At 75.8% G+C, this 20,909-nt stretch carries 17 protein-coding genes and 1 riboswitch; of the genes, 7 read left to right on the top strand and 10 right to left on the bottom strand.

The features are described 5' to 3' along the window. The first annotated feature begins 30 nt into the window (after positions 1 to 30). Positions 31 to 1,548, top strand: coding sequence for a glycoside hydrolase family 13 protein (locus ACWEJ6_RS07350; RefSeq protein ID WP_452422095.1), 1,518 nt, complete (start codon positions 31 to 33; stop codon positions 1,546 to 1,548). A gap of 63 nt (positions 1,549 to 1,611) precedes the next feature. Here the strand turns inward: ACWEJ6_RS07350 and ACWEJ6_RS07345 are convergent, their stop codons facing one another. Both ACWEJ6_RS07345 and ACWEJ6_RS07340 read right to left on the bottom strand, forming a co-directional pair. Continuing rightward, on the bottom strand, positions 1,612 to 2,598 hold the full coding sequence (locus ACWEJ6_RS07345) for an endonuclease/exonuclease/phosphatase family protein (protein ID WP_452422093.1): 987 nt from the start codon (positions 2,596 to 2,598) through the stop codon (positions 1,612 to 1,614). Between the two features lie 40 nt (positions 2,599 to 2,638). Beyond that, the gene (locus ACWEJ6_RS07340; protein WP_452422091.1) at positions 2,639 to 5,044 is read right to left on the bottom strand and encodes a protein kinase domain-containing protein; all 2,406 of its coding nucleotides are present in this window, start codon (positions 5,042 to 5,044) and stop codon (positions 2,639 to 2,641) included. A gap of 136 nt (positions 5,045 to 5,180) precedes the next feature. Between ACWEJ6_RS07340 and ACWEJ6_RS07335 the strand changes: the two genes are divergently transcribed. After that, positions 5,181 to 5,651: a PPOX class F420-dependent oxidoreductase gene (locus ACWEJ6_RS07335; protein ID WP_452422089.1), complete on the top strand. Its 471-nt coding sequence runs from the start codon at positions 5,181 to 5,183 to the stop codon at positions 5,649 to 5,651. A gap of 80 nt (positions 5,652 to 5,731) precedes the next feature. Here the strand turns inward: ACWEJ6_RS07335 and ACWEJ6_RS07330 are convergent, their stop codons facing one another. Both ACWEJ6_RS07330 and ACWEJ6_RS07325 read right to left on the bottom strand, forming a co-directional pair. Beyond that, the gene (locus ACWEJ6_RS07330) at positions 5,732 to 6,538 is read right to left on the bottom strand and encodes an alpha/beta fold hydrolase (RefSeq protein ID WP_452422087.1); all 807 of its coding nucleotides are present in this window, start codon (positions 6,536 to 6,538) and stop codon (positions 5,732 to 5,734) included. A 97-nt stretch (positions 6,539 to 6,635) separates the two neighbouring features. Beyond that, complete coding sequence (locus ACWEJ6_RS07325) at positions 6,636 to 8,114, bottom strand: hypothetical protein (RefSeq protein ID WP_452422085.1); 1,479 nt, start codon at positions 8,112 to 8,114, stop codon at positions 6,636 to 6,638. Between the two features lie 125 nt (positions 8,115 to 8,239). On the opposite strand from ACWEJ6_RS07325, the gene ACWEJ6_RS07320 reads away from it, so the two are divergent. Both ACWEJ6_RS07320 and ACWEJ6_RS07315 read left to right on the top strand, forming a co-directional pair. After that, complete coding sequence (locus ACWEJ6_RS07320) at positions 8,240 to 9,571, top strand: hypothetical protein (protein ID WP_452422083.1); 1,332 nt, start codon at positions 8,240 to 8,242, stop codon at positions 9,569 to 9,571. Positions 9,572 to 9,629: 58 nt separating this feature from the next. Further along, positions 9,630 to 10,133 (top strand): NUDIX domain-containing protein, encoded by a 504-nt coding sequence (locus ACWEJ6_RS07315; protein WP_452422081.1) that lies wholly within the window; start codon positions 9,630 to 9,632, stop codon positions 10,131 to 10,133. A gap of 63 nt (positions 10,134 to 10,196) precedes the next feature. Here ACWEJ6_RS07315 and ACWEJ6_RS07310 read toward each other — a convergent pair whose 3' ends face one another. Continuing rightward, complete coding sequence (locus tag ACWEJ6_RS07310; protein ID WP_452422079.1) at positions 10,197 to 11,651, bottom strand: glycine hydroxymethyltransferase; 1,455 nt, start codon at positions 11,649 to 11,651, stop codon at positions 10,197 to 10,199. A gap of 22 nt (positions 11,652 to 11,673) precedes the next feature. Then, positions 11,674 to 11,760, bottom strand: a riboswitch (ZMP/ZTP riboswitch). A gap of 82 nt (positions 11,761 to 11,842) precedes the next feature. Between ACWEJ6_RS07310 and ACWEJ6_RS07305 the strand changes: the two genes are divergently transcribed. Then, positions 11,843 to 12,775, top strand: coding sequence for a MerR family transcriptional regulator (locus tag ACWEJ6_RS07305; protein WP_452422077.1), 933 nt, complete (start codon positions 11,843 to 11,845; stop codon positions 12,773 to 12,775). Positions 12,776 to 12,807: 32 nt separating this feature from the next. On the opposite strand, the gene ACWEJ6_RS07300 is transcribed toward ACWEJ6_RS07305, so the two are convergent. After that, positions 12,808 to 14,025 carry a multidrug effflux MFS transporter gene (locus ACWEJ6_RS07300; protein ID WP_452422075.1) on the bottom strand — a complete coding sequence of 406 codons (1,218 nt, stop codon included), beginning with the start codon at positions 14,023 to 14,025 and terminating at the stop codon, positions 12,808 to 12,810. Positions 14,026 to 14,237: 212 nt separating this feature from the next. Here ACWEJ6_RS07300 and ACWEJ6_RS07295 point away from each other — a divergent pair, with 212 nt between their 5' ends. After that, positions 14,238 to 14,822, top strand: a complete 585-nt coding sequence (locus ACWEJ6_RS07295; protein ID WP_452422073.1) for a carboxymuconolactone decarboxylase family protein — start codon at positions 14,238 to 14,240, stop codon at positions 14,820 to 14,822. Between the two features lie 34 nt (positions 14,823 to 14,856). On the opposite strand, the gene ACWEJ6_RS07290 is transcribed toward ACWEJ6_RS07295, so the two are convergent. The 4 genes from ACWEJ6_RS07290 to ACWEJ6_RS07275 form a co-directional block, all read right to left on the bottom strand. Further along, entirely contained in the window at positions 14,857 to 15,918 is a 1,062-nt protein-coding gene (locus ACWEJ6_RS07290) for a GNAT family N-acetyltransferase (protein WP_452422071.1), read from the bottom strand. Between the two features lie 84 nt (positions 15,919 to 16,002). Continuing rightward, complete coding sequence (locus tag ACWEJ6_RS07285) at positions 16,003 to 17,613, bottom strand: carbamoyltransferase family protein (RefSeq protein ID WP_452422069.1); 1,611 nt, start codon at positions 17,611 to 17,613, stop codon at positions 16,003 to 16,005. Positions 17,614 to 17,617: 4 nt separating this feature from the next. Beyond that, positions 17,618 to 18,865: a hypothetical protein gene (locus ACWEJ6_RS07280; protein ID WP_452422067.1), complete on the bottom strand. Its 1,248-nt coding sequence runs from the start codon at positions 18,863 to 18,865 to the stop codon at positions 17,618 to 17,620. Between the two features lie 125 nt (positions 18,866 to 18,990). Further along, a complete protein-coding gene (locus tag ACWEJ6_RS07275; protein WP_452422065.1) occupies positions 18,991 to 20,052 on the bottom strand; it encodes a trypsin-like serine peptidase in 1,062 nt (353 codons plus the stop codon). 166 nt (positions 20,053 to 20,218) lie between these two features. Here ACWEJ6_RS07275 and ACWEJ6_RS07270 point away from each other — a divergent pair, with 166 nt between their 5' ends. Then, positions 20,219 to 20,878 (top strand): AMP-binding protein, encoded by a 660-nt coding sequence (locus tag ACWEJ6_RS07270; RefSeq protein WP_452422063.1) that lies wholly within the window; start codon positions 20,219 to 20,221, stop codon positions 20,876 to 20,878. The last annotated feature ends 31 nt before the right edge of the window (positions 20,879 to 20,909 follow it).

Below are 20,909 nucleotides of genomic sequence, written 5' to 3'. Positions count from 1 at the left end.
CTCCACCTATGGCAAGGAGTTGTCTTCAGCATGTCCGAAACGTGGTGGCGGGGAGCCGCGATCTATCAGGTCTACCTGCGCAGCTTCGCCGACGGCAACGGTGACGGCGTGGGCGACCTGGCGGGGCTGCGGGCACGTTTGCCGTACCTGTCGGCGCTCGGGGTGAACGCGATCTGGCTCAACCCCTGGTATCCGTCGCCGCTGGCCGACGGCGGGTACGACGTGGCCGACTACCGGGACATCGACCCGGTGTTCGGCACCCTGGCCGAGGCGGAGGAGCTCATCGCCGAGGCGCACGCCCTGAACATCCGGATCATCATCGACGTGGTGCCGAACCACAGCTCGACCGCGAGCGCGTGGTTCCAGGAGGCGCTGCGCGACCCGTCCGTGCGCGACCGGTTCTGGTTCCGGGACGAGCCCGGCGAATGGCAGTCGATCTTCGGCGGCCCCGCCTGGACCCAGGTGCCCGACGGCCAGTGGTACCTGCACCTGTTCGACCCCGGCCAGCCCGACCTCAACTGGACCAACCCGGACGTCCACCGCGAGTTCCACGACGTGCTGCGGTTCTGGTACGACCGCGGCGTGGACGGCATCCGCATCGACTCGGCCGCCCTGCTCGCCAAGCCCGACGGCCTGACCGGCTCGTACGAGGACCTGGACGAGGTGCACGACGTCTACCGGAGCTGGCGCCTGATCAACGACGAGTACGACGGCCGCGTCCTGGTCGGCGAGGTCTGGCTGCCCGACCAGCAGCGCCTGGCCCGCTACCTGCGCTCCGACGAGCTGCACACCGTCTTCAACTTCCCGTTCCTGGCCTGCCCCTGGGAGCCCGCCGGGCTGCGCCAGGTGATCGAGCAGACCCTCGCCACCCACGCCCCGCTCGGCGCCCCGCCCACCTGGGTGCTGTCCAACCACGACGTCGCCCGCGTCGTCACCCGGTACGGCCGCGCCGACACCTCCTGGGACCACGGCGACCGCAGGGACGGCGCCCCCGCCGACCTGGAGCTCGGCTACCGCCGGGCGCGCGCGGCGGCGCTGCTGGCCATGGCGCTGCCCGGCGGCATCTACATCTACCAGGGCGAGGAGCTGGGCCTGCCGGAGGTGGACGACATCCCCGACGAGCTGCGCCAGGACCCGATGTGGCGGCGCTCGAACCACACGGTGAAGGGCCGCGACGGGTGCCGGGTGCCGCTGCCGTGGTCGGGCGACGAGCCGCCGTTCGGCTTCGGCACGGCCACGCCGTGGCTGCCGCAGCCGGACGCCTGGAACAAGCTCACCGTCGAGGCCCAGACCGCCGACCTGGGCTCGATGCTCAACCTCTACCGGGACGGGCTGCGCATCCGCGCCGAGCGGCTCGGCGACGGCACGCTCACCTGGCTCGACCTCGGGCCCGACGTGCTCGCCTTCACCCGGGACTCCGGTCTGACCTGCGTGGTCAACCTGGGCGCCGACCCGGTGCCGCTGCCCGCCCACGGCAGGGTCCTGCTGGCCAGCGGCGCCCTGGACGGCGACCGCCTGCCCACCGACACGGCGGCCTGGATCGCCTGACACCGCCCGGCCCGTCCGGGGGTCCGTGCCCGGCCGGTCGGCGGACGCGGGGCTTCCGGCGGGTCAGCTCTGGAGGCGGAGGTCGGCGAACAGGGCGCGGTGGTCGGAGCCGGGCAGGTCGAGGACGCGCACGTCCACCGCCCGCGCCCGTCCGTCCGTGAGCACGTGGTCGATCGCCACCAGCGGCGGGATCCGGCGCATCGGCCACGTGGGGACCAGCCCCTTGCCGGTGGCCGCCGCCGCGTCGGTGTAGCCGGTGCCCAGCAGCCGCCGGAACACGGCGTGGTCCAGCGTGGCGTTGAAGTCCCCGGCCAGGATGCGAGGCGCGCCCGTGGACGGCGCGGGCGGCAGCGTCCCGACCCCCGCCGCCCACTCCGGCACCGTCGAGGGCACCGGCGCCACCGGATGCACGACCACCACCTCCACCGCGCCGCCGGGCAGCGCCGCCTCCACGACCGGCATGTGGTGCCCGACCGGCTGGAACACGCCCGTGCGCTCGCGCAGCGGGTGGCGCGCGTACACGCCGCTGCCGACCGGCCCCCACGTCTCCGGCTTGGTGACCTGGTACGGCAGCAGCGTCTCCAGCCCGGCCGCCGCCAGCCGGTCGCGTTCCGCCCAGGTCAGCTCCTGGAGGCTGAGCACGTCCACGTTCAGCGTGCGGACCAGGTCGACGATCGTGCGGGCGTCGCCGCGGCCGCCGTTGAGGTTGGCGGTCAGCACGCGCAACGGGCGGCCGGTCGCGGCGTCCGTACCGCCGGGCAGGGCGCGCGGGAGCACCAGCCAGGCCAGGCACACGCACACCGCCAGCATGACCGCGACCGCCGCCCGGCTGCGGGCCAGCGCCGCCGCCCCCAGCATCAGCAGCGCCGCCACCCCGAAGTACGGCGTGAAGGACACCAGCGGGACCAGCAGGACACCCGACTCCAGGCCGCCGAGCCGGACCGCCGTCCCCGCCGCGAACAGCACCGCGACCGCCGTCGCCAGCCGCCGCCGCCAGACCCGGCGCGGACGCGTCCGCACGGGCTCCTTCACCACTTCGTCCGTGAGCACAGCCGAACCCTAGGCCGCGATTCTTAAACCTGGATGAGCGTCAGGCGGGACCGAGGCTCCACGCGCTCAGCAGGGCGTCGCCGCCGGTGCCCACGACCACGGGACGGCCCTCCAGCTCGGCCAGCGCCAGGGCCCGCACCTCGGCGCCCGGCCCGGGGCCCAGCTCCCCGACGACCTTGCCGTCGGTCAGGCTCCAGACGCGGACGACCGTCTCGCCGCCGCCCGGCGCGTGCGCGACGACCGCGACGGGCCTGCCGCCGAGCGCGCCCACGACCAGCGCGGAGGCCCCCCGGTCGTCGGGGCTGCGGCGGCTGAAGTTCCACTTCTTCCTGCGCCTGCCGGTCGCCAGGTCGTAGACGCGCAGGGTGGCGTCGAGGTGGGTGGAGACCAGGACGGGACGGCCGTCCAGCTCGCCGCAGGCGAGCAGCTCGATGCCGCCGATCTCGCCGGTCTTGTAGGTATGTGTCACCTTTCCGTCTGACAGGCGGCGCACCCGGACGCGGTTGGCGCCGTCGCCGGTGACCAGCACCTCGTCGTCGCCGAGGCGGCCGAACGCCAGGCCGTTGACGCCCTGGAAGTGGTCGGTGACGGCGGGGCCGATCTGGCGGCCGGTGGCGAGGTCCCACAGGCGGACGACGCTGTGCAGGTCCCTCAGGCTGTCGTACTTCTGGGTGACGGCGACCGCGCGTCCGGCGGTGGTGACGGCGATGACCGGGTCGGCCGCCTTCTTCGTGTGGAGAGCGCCGCCCGCCGGGTTCCACAGCCGCATCGCGCCGTCGCCGTGCCCGGACGCGGCCTTGCCGTCGGCGCAGGCCACGGCGGTCGCGGCGGCGCCGCCGTCGCCCAGCCTGCGCACGGGCGCGGACGCCGGGCCGAGGTCCCAGACGAGCACCGTGCCCTTGGACGTGCCGCAGACGACGGTGGCGCCGGCGGCGGCCAGGACGGCCGGCGTCCCGCTGCCCGCCGGCAGCGCCACGGGCTCCCTGACGGGCGCGCCGAACGGCTCGGCGGCGGGGGGCTGAGTGGGGGACTCCGTGGGGGATCCGGTGGGCGACCCAGTGGGCGACCCAGTGAGGGACGTGCTGGGCGCTGGGCTCGTCGCCGCTGTCGTGGGCGTGGTCTGCGTCGTCGGCGTGCCCGTCGCCGGGGGGCCGGTCGGGTCGCCGGTGGGGCGGGGGGACGGGTCGTCGGCGAGGCCGTTCGCGGGGCGCAGAAGAAGGAAGGCGGACGCCGCCGCAGCCACCGCGGCCGTCGCACCGCCGACCACCACGGCCCGCCGGCTCACCCGCCGATCCGTACCCGGCCTGGTCGCCTCCCCACGAAACGCCGGCCCCGTCGCCCCAGCCAGGGCCGGCGGAACCGTCGCCCCAGCTCCGACCCCGGCAGGCGGAACCGTCGCCCCAGGCCCGCGCGGCGGAACCGTCGCACCGGCTCCGGGTCCGGCCGGACGGGCCGTCGCTCCGGCTCCGGGCGGGGGGATCGGCGCACCGGGCGGAGGGGCCGTCGCCGGGCTTCCCCCGCGCATGTCCGGCCCGCCACCGGCTCCCGGATGCGCCGGGTGCTGGGGTGCGGCCCCCTCGGAACGGAGGGGGGCCGAGCCCGGAACGCCGGGCGGGTACGACGCAGCCGACCCGGCGGTGCCGGGGGCGCTGATGAGGTGGCGGAGGAGGGCGGCGGGGGTGGGACGGGCGGCGGGGTCCTTGGCGAGGCAGGACCGGATCGGGTCCACCAGGCGGGCCGGCACGTCCGTGAGGTCGGGCGTCCCGCTCATGACCTTGTGCAGGATGGCGGCGACCGTCTCACCCGCGTACGGCGGATGGCCGGTGGCGGCGAACACCATCGTCCCAGCCCAGCTGAACACGTCGGACGCCGGCCCGACCCGCTCGCCCGCGAACTGCTCGGGCGACATGTACGCCGGCGTCCCCATCGGCGCCGAGGCCTGCGTCGTCGCGCCCAGGGCCTTGGCGATGCCGAAGTCGATGACGATCGGCCCCTCGGGCCCCATCAGCACGTTGCCCGGCTTGAAGTCCCGGTGCACGATCCCGGCCTCGTGGATGGCGGCCAGCGCGGTCAGCGTGGAGATCGCCAGCCGGTCCAGGGCGCCCCCCGTGCGCGGCCCCGACTCCCGGACGAGCCTCTGCAGCGTGTCGCCCGCGACGTACTCGCTCACGATGTACGGCCGCCCGTCGGCCACCCCCACGTCCAGCACGGCGGCCGTGCAGAAGGCGGCCACCCGGCGCGCCGCCTCGGCCTCGCGCAGCAGGCCCCGGGTGACGTCGTCGTCCTGGGTCAGGTGGCTGTGCAGCAGCTTGATCGCGACCTCGCGGCCCACGCCGTCGACGCCCTTGTAGACGACCCCCTGCCCGCCCGAGCCGAGCACGCCGAGCAGCCGGTGGTCGCCGATCCTGTCGGGATCGCCCGGCCGGAGCGGACGGACTTCCGGCATTCCGCTCCTCCCCTCGGGCGCGTACCGGCATATGCCGGCGAACCACACCATAGGGCCGCCTGGGCGAGCCCCGGAAGCCGGGGCCCGCGCCGGATGGCAGGATCGAAGCCGGCACCGCACAGGAAAGGCGTCCCGTATGGCTCCCAGGATCGCGACCGCCCGCCGCGTCGATCTGCCCGAACTGCTCGACTTCCTCCGCCCCCGGCACCACGGCCTGCTCTCGACGACCCGCGCCGACGGGCGTCCCCAGCTCTCGCCGGTCTCGTGCGGCGTCGACGACGAGGGCCGGATCGTGGTCTCCACCTACCCCGAGCGCGCCAAGGCCGCGAACGCCCGGCGCGACGAGCGCGTCTCGATGTGCGTCCTGTCCGACGACTGGGACGGCCCCTACGTCCAGGTGGACGGGCGAGCCGAGGTGCTGGACATGCCCGAGGCCCTCGACGCCCTGGTGGACTACTACCGGTGCATCGCCGGCGAGCACCCCGACTGGGAGGAGTACCGGCAGGCCATGCGCCGCCAGAACAAGTCGCTGATCCGGATCACGATCGACCGCTGGGGGCCGATCGCGACCGGCGGCTTCCCGGCGAACCTGACCCCCGGCGACTGAGCGCCCGACCAGGAGCGAGCCACCAGGAGCCCGCCGGCAGGAGCGCGCCGCCCGGGGGCCGCCGCCCGGGGCCCGCCGCGTCAGCGGGCCAGCACCTCGCGCAGCACGTCGGCGAACTCCTTCGGACGGTCGACGAAGCCGGTGTGCTCGCCGGGGAACACCACCGGCGGCGCGCCGAGCAGGTCGGCCAGCGCCTGCGAGGTGCGGTGCGTGAGCAGGCCGCCCGAGTCGGCCCCGACGCCCACGACGACGCGGGCCGGCCCGGCCTTCAGCGCCGCGACGTCGGGCACGTAGCGGGTGGTGCCGCGCAGCTCGTGCAGGAAGAAGTGGGCGGCGTCGGCCAGGTCCTGCTCCGGCGACTCGCTCGGCGGCGGGGCCGGGGCGTCCTCGCCGGGTTGGAAGCCCGCGGTGGCCATGAACTTCCCGAACGCCGCCCCCGGGCCCTCCCGGCGGAACGTCTCGATCATGTCGTCCACCTCGGCACGGCGCCGGGCCACGTCGGGCAGCAGCTCCAGCACGGGCGGCTCGTGCGCGACGAGGGTGCGCACGCGGGTGGGGTGGCGGGTGACCAGGGCGAGGCCGGTGACCGCGCCGCCGCTGCTGCCGAGCACGTCGGCCGACTCGGCGCCGAGCGCGTCGATGATCGCGAGCGCGTCGCCGGCCCGCAGGTCGGGGGTGGAGTCCTGGCCGGGGTCGTCGAGCGTGCTGCCGGCCACGCCGCGCGGGTCGTGGGTGACGACGGTGTGCTCGCCGGCCAGCTCCTCGGCCAGCGGGGCGAAGGGGGCGGCGTCCATCGGCGCGCCCACGAGCAGCAGCAGCGGGCCGCTGCCGCGGACGTGGTAGCGCAGGCGCCCGCCCGGTATGTCGAGAATGTGCGTGGTGCTCATCGGTGTGGGTCCTTCCGCGGAGTCGGGTGACACCAGGTTGGACCACCGGGGGCGGGAGAACTCATCGGTCCGCGGGCTCCCTGTCGCAACGTGCCGATCAGAGCTCCTTGACCTCGTCGAACAGCTCCTCGACGGCCGCGACGATCCGCCGGGTCGCCAGGGAGGCGGTGTCCGGGCCGTCGAACGGGTGCGCCCCGCCCTCGGCGACGCCCTCGACGGTGGCGAGGTGGGCCCCCGGATGGCAGACGACGTCCGGCTCGGGCAGGTTGGCCAGCAGGAACTCGCCCCGGCTCGCCCGCGCCTGCGACGGGTGCGCCCCCCGCCGCACCCACCGCAGGCTCCCCGACCGGTCCAGACGGTAGACGCCGGGGCCGTGGGCGGCCGACACGCGTACGGGGGTGTCGCGGGCCAGGCGGACCCGGACGTGGAACGGCCCGCCCGGCCGGGCCGAGCGCAGCAGCGTGCGCTGGTTGAACTCCTGCGCGTCCCCCAGCCAGGTCACCGGCCCGCCGAGCATCACCGACAGGTGGGCCAGCACGAACGGGGGCAGCCCGGCGGCCTGCTGGTTGACCGACGCCACCTCGGTGCCCTCCTGGTGCCGCCACTTGATCGCCGTCAGGTGGACCCGTTCGCCCGGGGTGAGGATGGCCTCCACGCTGAACAGGCCGGCCGCGCCGTACCTGCGCCAGGCCCAGGACGCGATGCGCTCGGCGCACTCGATGAGCAGCGCGGCGGCGGGCGTCGGCCAGGGGCGCGACCAGTCGTCGCCCGTGCTGCGCATCGGCCCGGCGCCCAGCTCGGCGATCCCGGCCGAGGTGTGGGCGGGCCGGTCGGCGTACACCCGGACGCCGCCGTCGCGGTCGGGCACGCTGAGCACCGCGATCGTGCACGGCCACCCCGGCACGTACGCCGCCACCCGGTACGGCCCGAGCAGCCGGGCCGCGCGCGGCATGTCGTCCTCGCCCGCGACGACCACGGTGCCGTGCCGGTCCGCCCGCCGGCCCGCCTGCACCACGACCCGCTCGGTGCCGACCGCGCGCCGCAGCTCGGCCAGTCCGGGCAGCCGCTCGACGTGCACGCAGGGGACGCGGGCCACCGCCGGCACGCCGGCCGCCCGCAGCAGGTCGTCCAGCAGGTGCTTGGCCTCGATCGCGGCCCGCACGTCGGCGTCGATGGCCGCGACCACCCCGCCGGGGCCGGCCAGCTCGCGCAGGCGGGCGTTGTCGTACCAGGTGAAGACGACCGGCGGACGGTCCAGCTTGAGCAGGTGCCGGGCGGCCTCGTGCCGGACGCGGGGCAGCCAGGCGTGCCGCTCGGCGACCGACCGGGTCCTGGTGCGCTCCTCGGCGGCGACGACCATGCCGGGCAGCGCCGGGTCCCACGCCGAGTAGCAGCCGATGCTCAGCGCCGGGCGCAGCACCTCGACCGGGGCCGGGCCGGTGTAGCCGGTGCGCAGCGCGGTGCTGAACCGTTCGACGCAGACCAGCGGGCGGCCCGCCAGCGCGGCCGTCAGCTCCTCCTGCGCCGCCTCCTCCAGGCCGGTCTCGTGCCGGTCCGCGCCGTGCAGCCCGTCCATCAGCCCCTCCCTCGCCGTCCTCCGTACGGGGCCGTCCCGCGAGGGGCACGGCCCGCACTCTTGACGGTGAGCCACGTCCGGCGCACCGTCGAGGCCACAGTGATGTGAAGCGATGTGAAGATGAGATGCCGCCCCGCCGTACCCACCCAGTCGTCAACCGGGCGCTGGCGGCGTTGATCGAGCAGGCGGGCTGGACCCACGCGGCCACCGCGCGGCACGTCAACGCCGTCGCCGCCGAGAGTGGCGAGCGCGTGCACTACGACCGCTCGGCGGTCGGCCACTGGCTGACCGGCACGATCCCGCGCCCCGAGGCGGTGCGCGCGGCGGTCGAGGCGTTCCGCCGCCGCCTGGGCAGGCCCGGCCTGCGCCCGGCGCATCTGGGCTGGCCGGAGCCGGGCGGGTCGCCGTCCGCCGACGATCCCTGGCGCGGCGACCCGGTCGCCCGGCTCGCCGTGCTGGGCGAGGACGACCTGCTCAACCGGCGCACGTTCACCCTGGCCGCGTTGTCCGGCTTATCGGGCTTATCGGTCCTGGCCGCGCGGCGGGCGGGCGGCCGCGCGGCGGCCCGCCGGGCCGGCGCGGGCGACGTCGAACGGATCCGCGCCACCACCCGCGCCTTCGCCGACCTGGACGACCGCTACGGCGGCGGCCACGCCCGCGCCGCGGTCGCCGCCTACCTGTCCCGCGAGGTCACGCCCCTGCTGCACGGCACGACCGGCCGCCGCAGGCCCGACCTGTTCACCGCCGCCGCCGAGCTCAGCTACCTGGCCGCCTACATGGCCATGGACGCCGGCGCCCACGCCCTGGCCCAGCGCTACTACATCAGCAGCGTGCGTCTCGCCGACGAGGCCGCCGACCTGCTGCTGCGCGCCACCGCCCTGCGCAGCATGGCCGTCCAGGCGGCCGAGCTGGGCCACGACGGCGAGGCGCTGGCCCTGGCCGAGGCGGCCGCGTCCGCGCTGGCCGGGCACGGTCCCGCCCGCACCCAGGCGTGGATCACCGGCATGCGCGCCGAGACCCACGCCGCCGCCGGCACCCGCTGGGACGCGCTCAGGCTGCTCAGCCGTACCGAGACCCAGCTCGAACGCGCCGACTCCGTCCCCGAGTCGGAATGGACGGGCAACTACCGGCGCGAGTCCCTGGAGCACCAGATCGGCCTGACCCTCACCCAGCTCGGCGACCACGCCACCGCCGCCCGCCACTTCGCCGCGTCCATGCGGGCCAGACGGCCGGTCGAGCTGCGCACCCGTGCCCTGATCGGGCTGCGGGCCGCCCACTCCCTCCTCCGCGCGGGGGAGGTGGACCAGGCGGCGGCCACCGTCCTCGACCTGAGCGACGACATCCGGCTGATCTCCTCGGCCAGGGTCCGGGAGGAGCTGCGCGGCCTGCGCGCCGCCTGGCAACCCCACCGCGGCAACCCCCTGGTCAGCCGCGCGGACCGCTCGGTCGCGGGCTGACCCCATGGCACCGTCGTCCAGCCGGCCCGGTCGCCGGGCCGGGCTCTAGGATCGCGGCGTGATCAGGAACGCGTACTGCTCCTTCTGCGGCGCCGCCTTCGCCCCCGGCCAGCCCTGGCCCCGCACCTGCGCGGCCTGCGGGAACACCAGCTACCTCAACCCGCTGCCGGTCGCGGTGACGCTGCTGCCCGTCGACGACGGCCTGCTCGTCGTACGCCGGGACGTCGAGCCGCGCCGCGGCCGGCTCGCCCTGCCCGGCGGGTTCATCGACCTGGGGGAGTCCTGGCAGCAGGCGGCCGTGCGCGAGCTGCGCGAGGAGACGGGCGTGGTGGCCGAGGCCGCCGACGTCACGCTCTTCGACGTGGTCAGCGCCCCGGACGGAACCGTGCTGATCTTCGGGCTCGGTCCGCGCGTCACCGCGTCCGCGCTGCCGCGGATGGAGGCCACGGACGAGACGAGCGAGTGGCTGGTCATCGACGGGCCCGCCGAGCTGGCGTTCCCCGCCCACACCCGGGCGGCGGCCGCCTACTTCACGGGACGGGCCCGTCGCGGCCCGGAGTGAGCGGCCCGGAGTGAGCGGCCCGGAGTGAGCGGGCCGGAGTGAGCGGGGTGGGCGGCCGGTGGGTCAGCTCAGGTCGAGGCCCGGGTAGAGCGGGTGGGCGGCCAGCAGCTCGGCCGCCGCGGCGCGGGTCTTCTCGGCGGTGCTCTGCGGCAGGTCGTACTTCGCCTTGGAGGTGGCCGACGGCGTGGTGTCGGTCAGCACGCCGACGATCAGCTCGGCGACCTGGTCGAACTCCTGCGTGCCGAACCCGCGCGAGGTGAGCGCCGGGGTGCCGACCCGGATGCCCGAGGTGTACCAGGCGCCGTTGGGGTCGCGCGGGATCGCGTTGCGGTTGGTGACGATCCCGGCGTCGAGCAGCGCCGACTCCGCCTGCCGGCCGGTCAGCCCGTACGTGGACACGTCGAGCAGCACCAGGTGGTTGTCGGTGCCGCCGGTGACCAGCCGTACGCCGCGCCGCGCCAGGCCCTCGGCCAGGGCGACCGCGTTGCCGGCCACCGCCCGCGCGTAGTCGGCGAACTCGGACTGCCGCGCCTCGGCCAGCGCGACGGCCTTGGCCGCCATCACGTTGCCGAGCGGGCCGCCCAGCACCATCGGGCAGCCCCGGTCGATCGAGTCGGCGTACTCCCGTTGGCACAGCACCAGGCCGCCGCGCGGCCCGCGCAGCGACTTGTGCGTGGTGGTCGTCGTGACGTGCGCGTACGGCACCGGGTCGTGCACGCCGGTGAACACCTTGCCCGCGACCAGCCCGGCGAAGTGCGCCATGTCCACCATCAGGACCGCGCCCACCTCGTCGGCGATCTCCCGCATGCGGGCGAAGTCGATGCGCCGCGGGTAGGCCGAGTACCCGGCGATCAGGACCAGCGGGCGGAACTCGCGGGCGGTCGCGCGCAGCGCGTCGTAGTCGAGCAGGCCGCTCTCCGGGTCGGTGCCGTAGGAGCGCTGGTGGAACATCTTGCCGGAGATGTTGGGACGGAAGCCGTGGGTCAGGTGCCCGCCCGCGTCCAGCGACATGCCGAGGGCCCGCTGGTCGCCCAGGGCCTTGCGCAGGGTCTCCCAGTCGTCCTCCGACAGGTCGTTGACGTGCCGCGCCCCGGCGGCGGCCAGGGCCGGGGCCTCCACCCGGTGGGCCAGGATGCCCCAGAACGCCACCAGGTTGGCGTCGATGCCCGAGTGGGGCTGGACGTAGGCGTGCTCGGCGCCGAACAGGGCCTTGGCGTGGTCGGCCGCCAGCTGCTCGACGGTGTCGATGTTCTGGCAACCGGCGTAGAAGCGGTGCCCGATCGTGCCTTCCGCGTACTTGTCGGACAGCCACGTGCCCATCGTGAGCAGGACGGCCGGGGAGGCGTAGTTCTCGCTCGCGATGAGCTTCAGCGAGGCGCGCTGGTCGGCCAGCTCGGCGCGGATCGCGCCGGCCACGCCGGGCTCCACGGCGGCGATCACGTCGAGCGCGTTGCGGTAGGCGGCCGACACGGTGGCCGCGTCGTGGGCGCCGTAGGAATGGGGGTGCTCTTCAGCCATGACTTCTCCCGAGCCGTCGAAGTGAGGGCACCCAGGCGCGCGGCGACGTCCAGGACCGCTCCCCGGTGGTCAGTCCCACCTTACGATCACGCCGGTCACGATCCGAGGCTTGACACCACGGTCATCGGCCGGAGCCGCGCGACGAGGGAGGCGCTTGAGTCTCCACCAGGGGGAGACGCCAAGGTGGAGCCATGGACGGCGGCACCCTCTACACGATCGGCGACCTGGCGCGGCGGACCGGACTGCCGGTCAGGACCATCAGGTTCTACTCCGACCGCGGGATCGTGCCGCCGGTGGAACGCAGCCCGGCCGGCTACCGCCTCTACGACGCCGCCGCCGCGGCCCGCCTCGACCTCGTCCGCACGCTGCGCGACCTCGGGGTCGACCTGGTCACGGTCCGCAAGGTCGTGGACCGGGAGCTGACGCTCGCGCAGGTCGCGGCGGCGCACGCCGAGGCCCTGGCGGTGCGGATCCGCACGCTGCGGATGCGGCGCGCGGTGCTGACGGCGGTGGCCCGGCGCGGCTCGGGGCCTGAGGAGATGGAGCTCATGCACAGACTCGCAGGACTGTCGGAGGACGAACGCCGCCGCCTGGTCGGCGACTTCCTGGACGCCGCCGTCCCGGACGCCGGGCCGGGACTGGCGGGGATGCGGGTCTCGCTGACCCCCGAACTGCCGGACGACGCCGAGCCGGAGCAGGTGGAGGCGTGGCTGGAACTGGCCGAACTGATGGCGGACCCGTCCTTCCGCGCGAAACTGCACGACCTGACCACCGACCACGCCACCGACCATGCCGCGGGCCATGGGGAAGGGATGCTGCCGGACGCCGTGTCGCGGGGCGTGTGGGCGGCAGGGAAGGCGCTGGCGGTGGGCCTGGATCCCGCCGCGCCCGAGTCCGCGCCGATCGTGGCGGCGGTCGCCGGCGAGTACGCACGCCTCCTGGGCCGTCCCGACGACGCCGGCCTCCGGCAGCGGCTGCTGGCCAGGCTGACGGCGGCGAACGACCCCCGCAGGGAGCGCTACCTCCGCCTGCTCGCCGTGATCAACGCCTGGCCGCCCCCGGCCCCGTCGGCCCCGGCCTTCGACTGGCTCGACACGGCCCTTCGCACCCACCCGGCCCCCTGAACCCAGGCCCGGAAGACACCACCGGGCGGGGCTCAGCCGCGGGCTGGGGCCTCGGCGGTGGTGGGGCCGGTCTCGGGCAGGCCCCGGGTCAGCAGGCGGGCGCCGATGCCGAGCAGCGCGCTGACGACCAGCGTGACGCCCATCGGCAGCCCGGTGTCCGCGCCGCCCAGGCCGACCAGCGGCGAGACCAGCGCCCCGAGCGCGAACTGCAACGCGCCCATCACGGCCGCCGCCGTGCCGGTCGCGTACGGCGCCCGCCCCACCGTCAGCGCCGCCGCGTTCCCCATGATCAGCGTGACCGAGCTGACCAGCGCGAACAGCACCGGCAGCACCACCACCGCGGCCACCCCCGCCCCCAGCAGCACCAGCAGCACGGCCGACAGCCCCAGCACGACCCCCTGCCCGGTCCGCAGCAGCCCCTCCGGGCTGAACCGGCGCACCAGGCGGGCCGCGGCCAGGCCGGTCAGCGTCATGCCCAGCGCGTTGGCCGCGAACGTCACGGTGTAGGCGGGGGTGGACAGCCCCAGGACGTTCTGCACGACGAAGGGCGAGGCCGAGATGTACCCCATCAGCCCCGCGAAGCCGAAGGCGAAGGAGAAGGCGTAACCGAGATAGCCCCGGTCGGCGAACAGCCGCCGCACTGTCCGCCCGGTGGCGGCCAGGCCGCCCGCGTGCCGGCGTCCGGGCGGCAGCGTCTCGGGCACGACGAGCGCCGAACCGAGCAGCATCACCGCCGAGATCCCGGCCATCACCCAGAACTCCGCGCGCCACCCGGCGGGCGACAGCGCGCCGCCGATCAGCGGGGCCACGACGGGCGCGACGCCGACCACCGAGGCCAGCAGCGAGAAGATCCGCGCCGCCGCCCGGCCGGACGTCAGGTCGGCCGCCACCGCGCGGCCGATGACGATGCCCGCCGACCCGGCGAACCCGTGCACGAAACGCAGGGCGACGAGCGTCCGGATGTCCGGCGCGAGCGCGCACAGGACGCAGGCGGCCAGGGCCGCGGCGGTGGCCAGCAGGATCGGCCGGCGGCGGCCGAACCGGTCGGACAGCGGCCCGATGACGAGCTGCCCCAGCGCCAGCCCGGTGAGGAACGCGGTCAGCGTGAGCTGCACGCCGGCCGCGCCCGTCCCCAGGTCGGCCGCCAGATCGGTGAACACGGGCAGGTACATGTCGGTGGCCAGCGGCGCCACCGCCGACAGCAGGCCGAGCACGACCAGCAGCGGCCCGGACACCCCGGTCCTGGTCACGAGACACGCCCCGGCGGGCGGTGACGGTGGCGGTGGGGAGTGGCGAACTCCATGGTCATGATCTCCAAGACGGCCGCGCGGCTAGAGACCTAGGATGTTCCGTGATCCGGCCACGGCTAACCGCGCCACCGGAACCCGAGCGCGAGACGTCACCGCAGGTCCACCCGCCGGCGGAGCCCGGGTGGCCCGCGTCGCCGAGACAGGAGCACCGCATGACCGCCCGGCTGCCCGCCCTTCCCCCGGAAGACCTGGACGACGCCCAGACCGAGGTCTACCGCGCCATCACCGGTGGCCCCCGGGCGGCGGGCCCCCAGGTCTTCCCCCTCGCCGACGAGCGAGGACGGCTGCGCGGCCCGTTCAACGCCATGCTGCTGAGCCCGCCGGTCGGCGGCGCGCTCCAGGCGCTGGGCGCGGCGGTGCGCTACGGCTCGGTGCTGCCGGACCGGGCCAGGGAGCTGGCGATCCTCGTGGTCGCCGCCCACTGGGGCAGCGACTTCGAACGCGACGCGCACGAGGCGGTGGGCCGGTCCTGCGGCCTGACCGAGGCCGAGCTGACCGCGGTGCGCGAGGGACGTCGGCCCGGCCTGACCGACCCGGCGGAACGCGCCGCCGTGCTCGCCGCCCGCGAGCTGACCCGGACGGGGACGCTGGGCGAGGAGGACTACCGGGCGGTCACGGCGGCGCTCGGCGAGCGCGGTCTGTTCGAGCTGACCACCCTGGTCGGCTACTACGCCACGCTGGCCCTCCAGCTACGCGTCTTCGCGGGCGAGCTCCCCCCGGAGCGCCGCGAGCGCTGAACGGCGGCGCCCACCGGCCCTCGTCCTTGCCGGGTCACGTGCTCGATGGCGGGGACGGGAGCTGCGGCGGGTCGAGGCGGTGGCCCAGCCCGCCGACGAGCCGGGTGACCATCGCGCCGCGGGCGGCGAACAACCGGCTGCGCGGCTCCAGCCGCACCCCGAACTGCTTCTTCGTCTCGTACGCCGCGCCGCCGAGCCGCAGCCTGCGCGCGCCCGAGCCGACGGCGGCCCGTACGCACGCCGTGAGCAGCGCGTGGTAGACGGCGGTGCCCTCGGTGAGGGCGTAGTCGCGCCCGATCCACCGGGCGACCAGCTCGTCGCCGTCGCGCAGCAGGGCGACGCAGCCGGCCGGCGCGCCGTCGCGGCGGGCGGCCAGGACGGTCAGGTCCGCGCCCAGGGCGCCGGCCGCCTCGGTGAACAGACGCGGCCGGTAGAAGACGTGCGGCCCGTGGCGGAGGTCCACCGCGGCCACCATCGGGCCCAGCCGGTCCAGCAGCCGGTCCGGCTCCCCGCCCGGCCCGGCCGTCAGCGGCCGCACCTCGATGCCCTCCCGCGCGGCCCGGCGCTGCGTGCGCCGGATCTCGGCCCGCCTCTTGCGCGGCAGATGGTCCAGGTACGCCTCGTACGACGGCCACGTCAGGTCCAGCAGCGTCTCCGGCAACCAGCCCAGGCGGCTGTAGCCCGGCTGCCCGGCGGCGTACGGCAGGTGGTCCACGACGCAGAACAGCAGCCCCTCGCGCCTGACCAGCGACCGCACCGCCCGCAGCAGCACCCGCCGCTGCGGCCCCTCACCGCCCAGCAGCCCGGACGTCGCCGTCATCGGCGCCTGGACCTGGAGGAACGGCCACCTCCTGGTCAGCCGCCCGAACCGGGACTCCAGCACCGGGTTGTGCAGCCGGTGCTCCAGCGCGCACACCGCCGCGGCCACGAGCCCGCCGTCCTTGCGGACCAGCAGGTAGCGCGGCCGGTGCCCGGACAGGACGCGTTCGGCCAGGGCCAGCCAGTGATGCCGCACGAAGGGCACGCCGTCGGCGAGCGCGTCCCACTCCCCGGCCCCGACCTCGCCGATGGAGGCCGCCACCTCAACGCTGTACATCGCCCGCCTCGCCCGCCCGCCCGGCGGTGAGCACCCGCCACAGGACCGGCCGGGGCGGGTGCGGGCGCAGGGACCTCGCGCCGCTCATCGGTCCGCCTCCCGGCCGGCCCGGTCGTCCGTCCGGCGTTTGCGGGCCCAGAACGGGCCGAGGGCCAGCGCGTCCGCGCCGGTCCTGAGGTAGCAGGCGACGGCGTCCTCGGGCGTGCACACGATCGGCTCGTCGTCGTCCCGGAAGGAGGCGCCGGCCAGCATCGGCACGCCGGTCAGCGCCTCGAAGCGGGTGATCAGGGAGTGGAAGAGCGGGTTGGCGGCCCGGCTCACCGTCTGCACGCGGGCGCTGCCGTCCACGTGCGTGATCGCGGGCACCTCGCCGCGGCGGTGGTCCAGCACGTCGAACCCGAGCAGCATGACCGGCGAGGGATGCCCCCCGGCGAAGTAGTCCGCGGACCGCTCGGCCAGGCACGACGGCGCGAGCGGCAGGAACGGCTCCCTGCGCCTGACCCGTTCGTTCATGCGCGCGGCGGACGTGGGGTCGCGCGGGTCGGCCAGCAGCGAGCGGTTGCCCAGGCCGCGCGGCCCGCACTCCGTCCGGCCCTGGAACCAGCCCACGATCAGGCCGTCGGCGATGCGGGCGGCGGCGTGCCCGGCGATGTCGTCCGGCCGCCGGTAGTCCACGCCCGCGTCGCGCAGCGCCTTCTCCATGCGCTCCGCGGTGAAGCCGGGCCCGGCGAACACGTGACCGCCCGCCGGGCGGGGCCGGCCGTACCGGCCGACGCTCACCTCCAGCGCCGCGCCGAGCGAGGCGGCGGCGGGCTGGGCGAACAGCTCCTCGAAGCCGGACTCGGCCAGCAGGCGGCCGTTCAGCATCGGGTTCATCGCGGTCTCGCCGGCCACCGCGAGCCGGGTCGCCCCGGTCGTCTCGCGCAGCCATCGGGCCAGGTGCAGCCCGGCCCGCTCAAGGGTGGCCTGGAGGGCGAAGGCGATGTCCACGGCGTGCTGGGTGAGGATCTCCCCGGCGGGCGGGGGCGGCGGGCCGAAGGCGTCGAGGAACCTCGCCGAGACGGTGTGCCGCCCGCCGCCCGCGTGCGGCTCGAACCAGCTCAGGTCCAGCTCATGGCCGCCGTACGGGGTCAGGCGAAGCAGATCGGCGAAGGGCTGCACGTAGGTGTCGCCGCCGTACGCCGCCAGCGCCATCACCTTGTCCTCGTCCAGGCCGGGACGGAAGCCGAGGTAGCCGGTGACCGCCGCGTACAGGGCGCCCAGCGAGTGGGGGTGACCGACGTGCCGCAGGTGCCTGATCCGGTCCCCGTCGGCGACGGCCAGGCAGGTGCCGGTCCCGTCCATCGTGAGCACGGCGGCCGAGTCGAACGGGCTCACGTGGAAGGCGCCGGCCGCGTACGCGCGGTGGTGTTCCACCTGGTGCACCCCGAACCCGGCCGGCCCGGTGTGCCCGGCGGCCTCCCTGACCTCCCAGCCGGGCGGGGAGCCCGTCCGCGGCCCGTGGAAGGCCACGTGGTCCACCTCGTCCAGCCCGATCCCCGCCTGTTCCAGGCAGTAGGCGACCGCCCGGCGGGGGAAGCGGCCGTCGTGCCGGACGCGGGTGAGCCGCTCCTCCTCGGCGAACGCCACGATCTCGCCGTCGCGCACCAGCGCCGCCGCGGAGTCGTGCGCCCGGGAGATGCCCATCACGTACATGTCGTCACTCCGAGTTCCGCGAGATCAGCATCCGGCGCATCACATGGGCCTTCACGGGCACCCCGAGGGCCAGCGCCACCAGGCCCCCGGCCGCCCCCGACCACGGCACGACGACGACCGCCAGCGAGGCAGTGGCCACCAGCCCGGCGAACGCGCCCGCCGACGTCACGGCGAGCACGTCGTTGTTCGTGTTCTCCACCAGGTAGGCCGCGTACATCACGGTCAGGAACAGGGCGAGCACGACGACGACCAGCCCGGCCAGGACCACCGGCGACGCCGCGAGCCCGTCCGGCGCCCACCGGAGCAGGGCCGCGCAGGCGACGGTGGCGGCGGCCCCCGCCCAGCCTGCCCGGCCCAGGAGATGTGCCGCCCGCGCCCGCCCGGCCCGTCCGGCGAGCCCGCGCAGCCGCCGCGAGGTCGCCGGCTGCGCGACCCGCAGCAGGTAGATGACGAGCTGGCAGACCGCGACCGCCGGCAGCAGCGCGAGATACAGCACGCCGCTCTGCCCCGCCCGCCCCGAGGCGCCGAGCACCAGGTACACGACCGCGAAGCAGAGCGCGTCGCACAGGTCGGCCGCCCCCAGCAACCAGGCGGCCCGCGACAGGGGACGCAGCAACGCCCGCCGCCCATGACCGGCAGGCGGGCGCAGCCAGTCGCGGGGGAGCGCCGCGAGCGCCCCGCAGGTCACCGCGACCGTCCCGGCCAGGACGAGCAGCAGGTGCGTCTGCGGCGGCCAGCCGGTCCACAGGGTGGCGGCGGTGACGGCGAGCACCACGCCGCCGCTCGCCACGAACGCCATCGTGTCCAGCACGGGCCGGCCGCGTACGCGGTGCAGCCCGGAGACCGTCATCAGCAGGCCCGTGCAGGCCGACCACGCCCCGGCCGCGAGACAGAGGGCCGCCGTCGACAGCGGCGCGGTCACCGCGACGGGAACGAGCACCGCCAGCAGCACCGCGACCGGCGCGGCGGACATGGCCACCGTCAGCCTGGCCACCGCCGGACCGGTCCGCCTCACCCGCGCCAGCGTCTTCAGCGCGGCCTTCTCCGGCGCGTCCGCGACCAGGAGCAGCCATCCGCACAGCCCGAGCGCGGTGGCGTAGTGGCCGAACGCCGCCCCGTCCCACACGGCCGCCGGCGCCGCCGCGGCGACCTGCGTACCGGCCCGGAACGCGCCCCGCCCCGCCAGCAGCCGCAGCACCGCCGCCGGCCGGAGGCGGGCCGCGGCATGGGCGTCGGCACTGGTCTGGGTCAACGTGGTCCCCCGTGGGTCGCCTGACGGCGTGGTGGCGTTCGTGCGCCGGGTCAGAGCGTCCGCCGTGCGGCCGGAATACCGGCCGGGGGGCCCAAAACAGATCAGTCAGCGGACGCCGGCGGTGGTCAGGCGGCGCCGGAGCGTTGTGCGGCCTGGTAGACGGCCATGGCCTCGTTGCCGAAGAAGGGGCCGAACATGAAGTCGGGGGCGAAGTCGTACTTGAAGCTGTTGACGGAGTTCAGCCAGCCGAGGCCGCTGGAGGTGTCGAACCCGTCGAACCACGGCCCGCCGCTCGACCCGCCGGTCATCGCGCAGCGCAGCCCCTGGTCGCGGGTCCTGACCGGGTCCTTGAACACCCGTCCGCTGCAGAACACCAGGTCGGAGCCGTCGAAGGGGGCGGCGGCCGGGTAGCCGAAGGAGAACATCTGCCGTCCGGTGGGCTGGTTGAAGGCCACCCCCTGGCCGCCGACGACGTCGGTGAGCGTGCGTCCCTGTAAGGGCGCGACCACGGCGGCGGCGACGTCGAAGTTGATGTCCTCATTGGTGTTCCACTGCTGGGTGGTCAGCAGCCGGGTGGCCACCCACGTGCCGAACGGGCGGCGGCCGTCGTCGAAGCCGGGGACGAACACCCAGTTGCGGTGGGCGGCGCCGTTCATCTTGACGCAGTGGCCCGCGGTCATCACGACGCTCTGGTTGGCGCTGGTCACCGCGGTGCCCGAGCAGGAGGCCGTACGCCCCTCGGCGGTGGTGAAGAAGACCCGGCCGACCGTGCGGGCGACGCCGCCCCCGTCCGCCCACGCCTGGCCCGGACTGTCCTGCGCGGGCGCCGCCCGGCGGGCCGCCGCCGCCGTGCTCCCGGCGAGCGAGGAGGCCGCCGCGCCGGTCCGGGAGCCGGTCCAGGAGGACGTCGTGATCCGGCGGCCGCCCGTGACGCCGCGGGTCGCCCAGGGCGTGCCCCGCGTCGGCCCGGAGGACGTCCCGCGGCGCGGCGTGGGCGCGGAGAGCGGCCTGGCCGCCCGCATGCGCTCCGGCGTCCAGTACTCCATGACGGTCCTGCGCTGCGACGACGAACCGGCCCCCGACCAGCCCACGGGCCCGCGGTCCAGGGCGGTCCCGGCCTGCGCGGGGACCGGCGCGCCCGCCACGGCGAGCGCGACGACGGCGAGCAGGGCGACTCTGCGGTGCATGACGTACCTCCGAAACCGGAACCGGGATCTGCCGTCAGGAGGTACGCGCGCCGCCCCCGCGCGGGCTCAAGCCATGCGGAATCGGGTATGGCGCGGCCGGATTACACACCCGGTTACACACTCTGGACCATGCCGCCCGGCCGCCCCGCTTCCTAGCCTGGGGGCCATGACTGGTTGGACGGAGACGGTCCTGCTGCGGGCGGCCGCTCTCGGCCCGCGGGTGGCGGTCGCCGAGGCCGCGAGCGGCGCCACGCTCACGTACGGCACGCTCGCCGTCCGCGCCCGCCAGGCCGCCCAGGGCCTGCGGCGGCGCGGCCTGCGCCCCGGCGACCCGGTGGTCGTGCTGCTGCGCGGCGGCTGTCATCTGCCCGTCGCCGGGTACGCCGTGCTCGCCGCGGGCGGCGTGGTCGTGTCCATCCCCGGCGGACCGGCCGCCACCGGCGCCCGCATCATGATCACCGACCGGGACGACGCCGACGCCATCGCCCAGGAGGCCGACATCCGGCAGGTCTACTCCTTCACCGGCATCCCCGGCACGGCCGGCTTCGACAGCCTGCTCGGCGCCGACGGCCCGATCGAGCCCACCGCCCGGCTCACCACCGCCCGCAAGGTGGGCGCCGCCGACGTCGTCCTGGTCGCCGGGGCCGACCTGCGGGCCTACGACATGGTGCTCGGGGCGGGCGCGCGGCTGGTCGCGGCGCACGAGCCCGACCCCGCCGAGTGCCGCCGGATCATCACCGAGCACGACGTCACCCTGCTGATCGACGCGCGGCTGCGGGTCGTCCCGGTCCGCGCCGCCGGTCCCGCGCTTGGGGCAAACCTCTGACAGCTCGTGAGGGCGGTGTCACACTGGGTGC

Source organism: Nonomuraea sp. NPDC004702, from assembly GCF_053601695.1.
The sequence above is the reverse complement of the archived record's forward strand: the minus strand, read 5'-3'. Positions and strand labels throughout refer to the sequence as shown.

Excerpts from the sequence above, each read along its gene's own strand:
- ACWEJ6_RS07330 (WP_452422087.1), bottom strand. The coding sequence starts at position 6,538 with ATGAGCACCACGCACATTCTCGACATACCGGGCGGGCGCCTGCGCTAC.
- ACWEJ6_RS07290 (WP_452422071.1), bottom strand. The coding sequence starts at position 15,918 with ATGTACAGCGTTGAGGTGGCGGCCTCCATCGGCGAGGTCGGGGCCGGG.
- ACWEJ6_RS07275 (WP_452422065.1), bottom strand. The coding sequence starts at position 20,052 with ATGCACCGCAGAGTCGCCCTGCTCGCCGTCGTCGCGCTCGCCGTGGCG.
- ACWEJ6_RS07350 (WP_452422095.1), top strand. The coding sequence starts at position 31 with ATGTCCGAAACGTGGTGGCGGGGAGCCGCGATCTATCAGGTCTACCTG.
- ACWEJ6_RS07305 (WP_452422077.1), top strand. The coding sequence starts at position 11,843 with ATGGACGGCGGCACCCTCTACACGATCGGCGACCTGGCGCGGCGGACC.
- ACWEJ6_RS07325 (WP_452422085.1), bottom strand. The coding sequence starts at position 8,114 with ATGGACGGGCTGCACGGCGCGGACCGGCACGAGACCGGCCTGGAGGAG.
- ACWEJ6_RS07310 (WP_452422079.1), bottom strand. The coding sequence starts at position 11,651 with ATGGCTGAAGAGCACCCCCATTCCTACGGCGCCCACGACGCGGCCACC.
- ACWEJ6_RS07340 (WP_452422091.1), bottom strand. The coding sequence starts at position 5,044 with ATGCCGGAAGTCCGTCCGCTCCGGCCGGGCGATCCCGACAGGATCGGC.
- ACWEJ6_RS07295 (WP_452422073.1), top strand. The coding sequence starts at position 14,238 with ATGACCGCCCGGCTGCCCGCCCTTCCCCCGGAAGACCTGGACGACGCC.
- ACWEJ6_RS07285 (WP_452422069.1), bottom strand. The coding sequence starts at position 17,613 with ATGTACGTGATGGGCATCTCCCGGGCGCACGACTCCGCGGCGGCGCTG.
- ACWEJ6_RS07320 (WP_452422083.1), top strand. The coding sequence starts at position 8,240 with ATGCCGCCCCGCCGTACCCACCCAGTCGTCAACCGGGCGCTGGCGGCG.
- ACWEJ6_RS07335 (WP_452422089.1), top strand. The coding sequence starts at position 5,181 with ATGGCTCCCAGGATCGCGACCGCCCGCCGCGTCGATCTGCCCGAACTG.
- ACWEJ6_RS07270 (WP_452422063.1), top strand. The coding sequence starts at position 20,219 with ATGACTGGTTGGACGGAGACGGTCCTGCTGCGGGCGGCCGCTCTCGGC.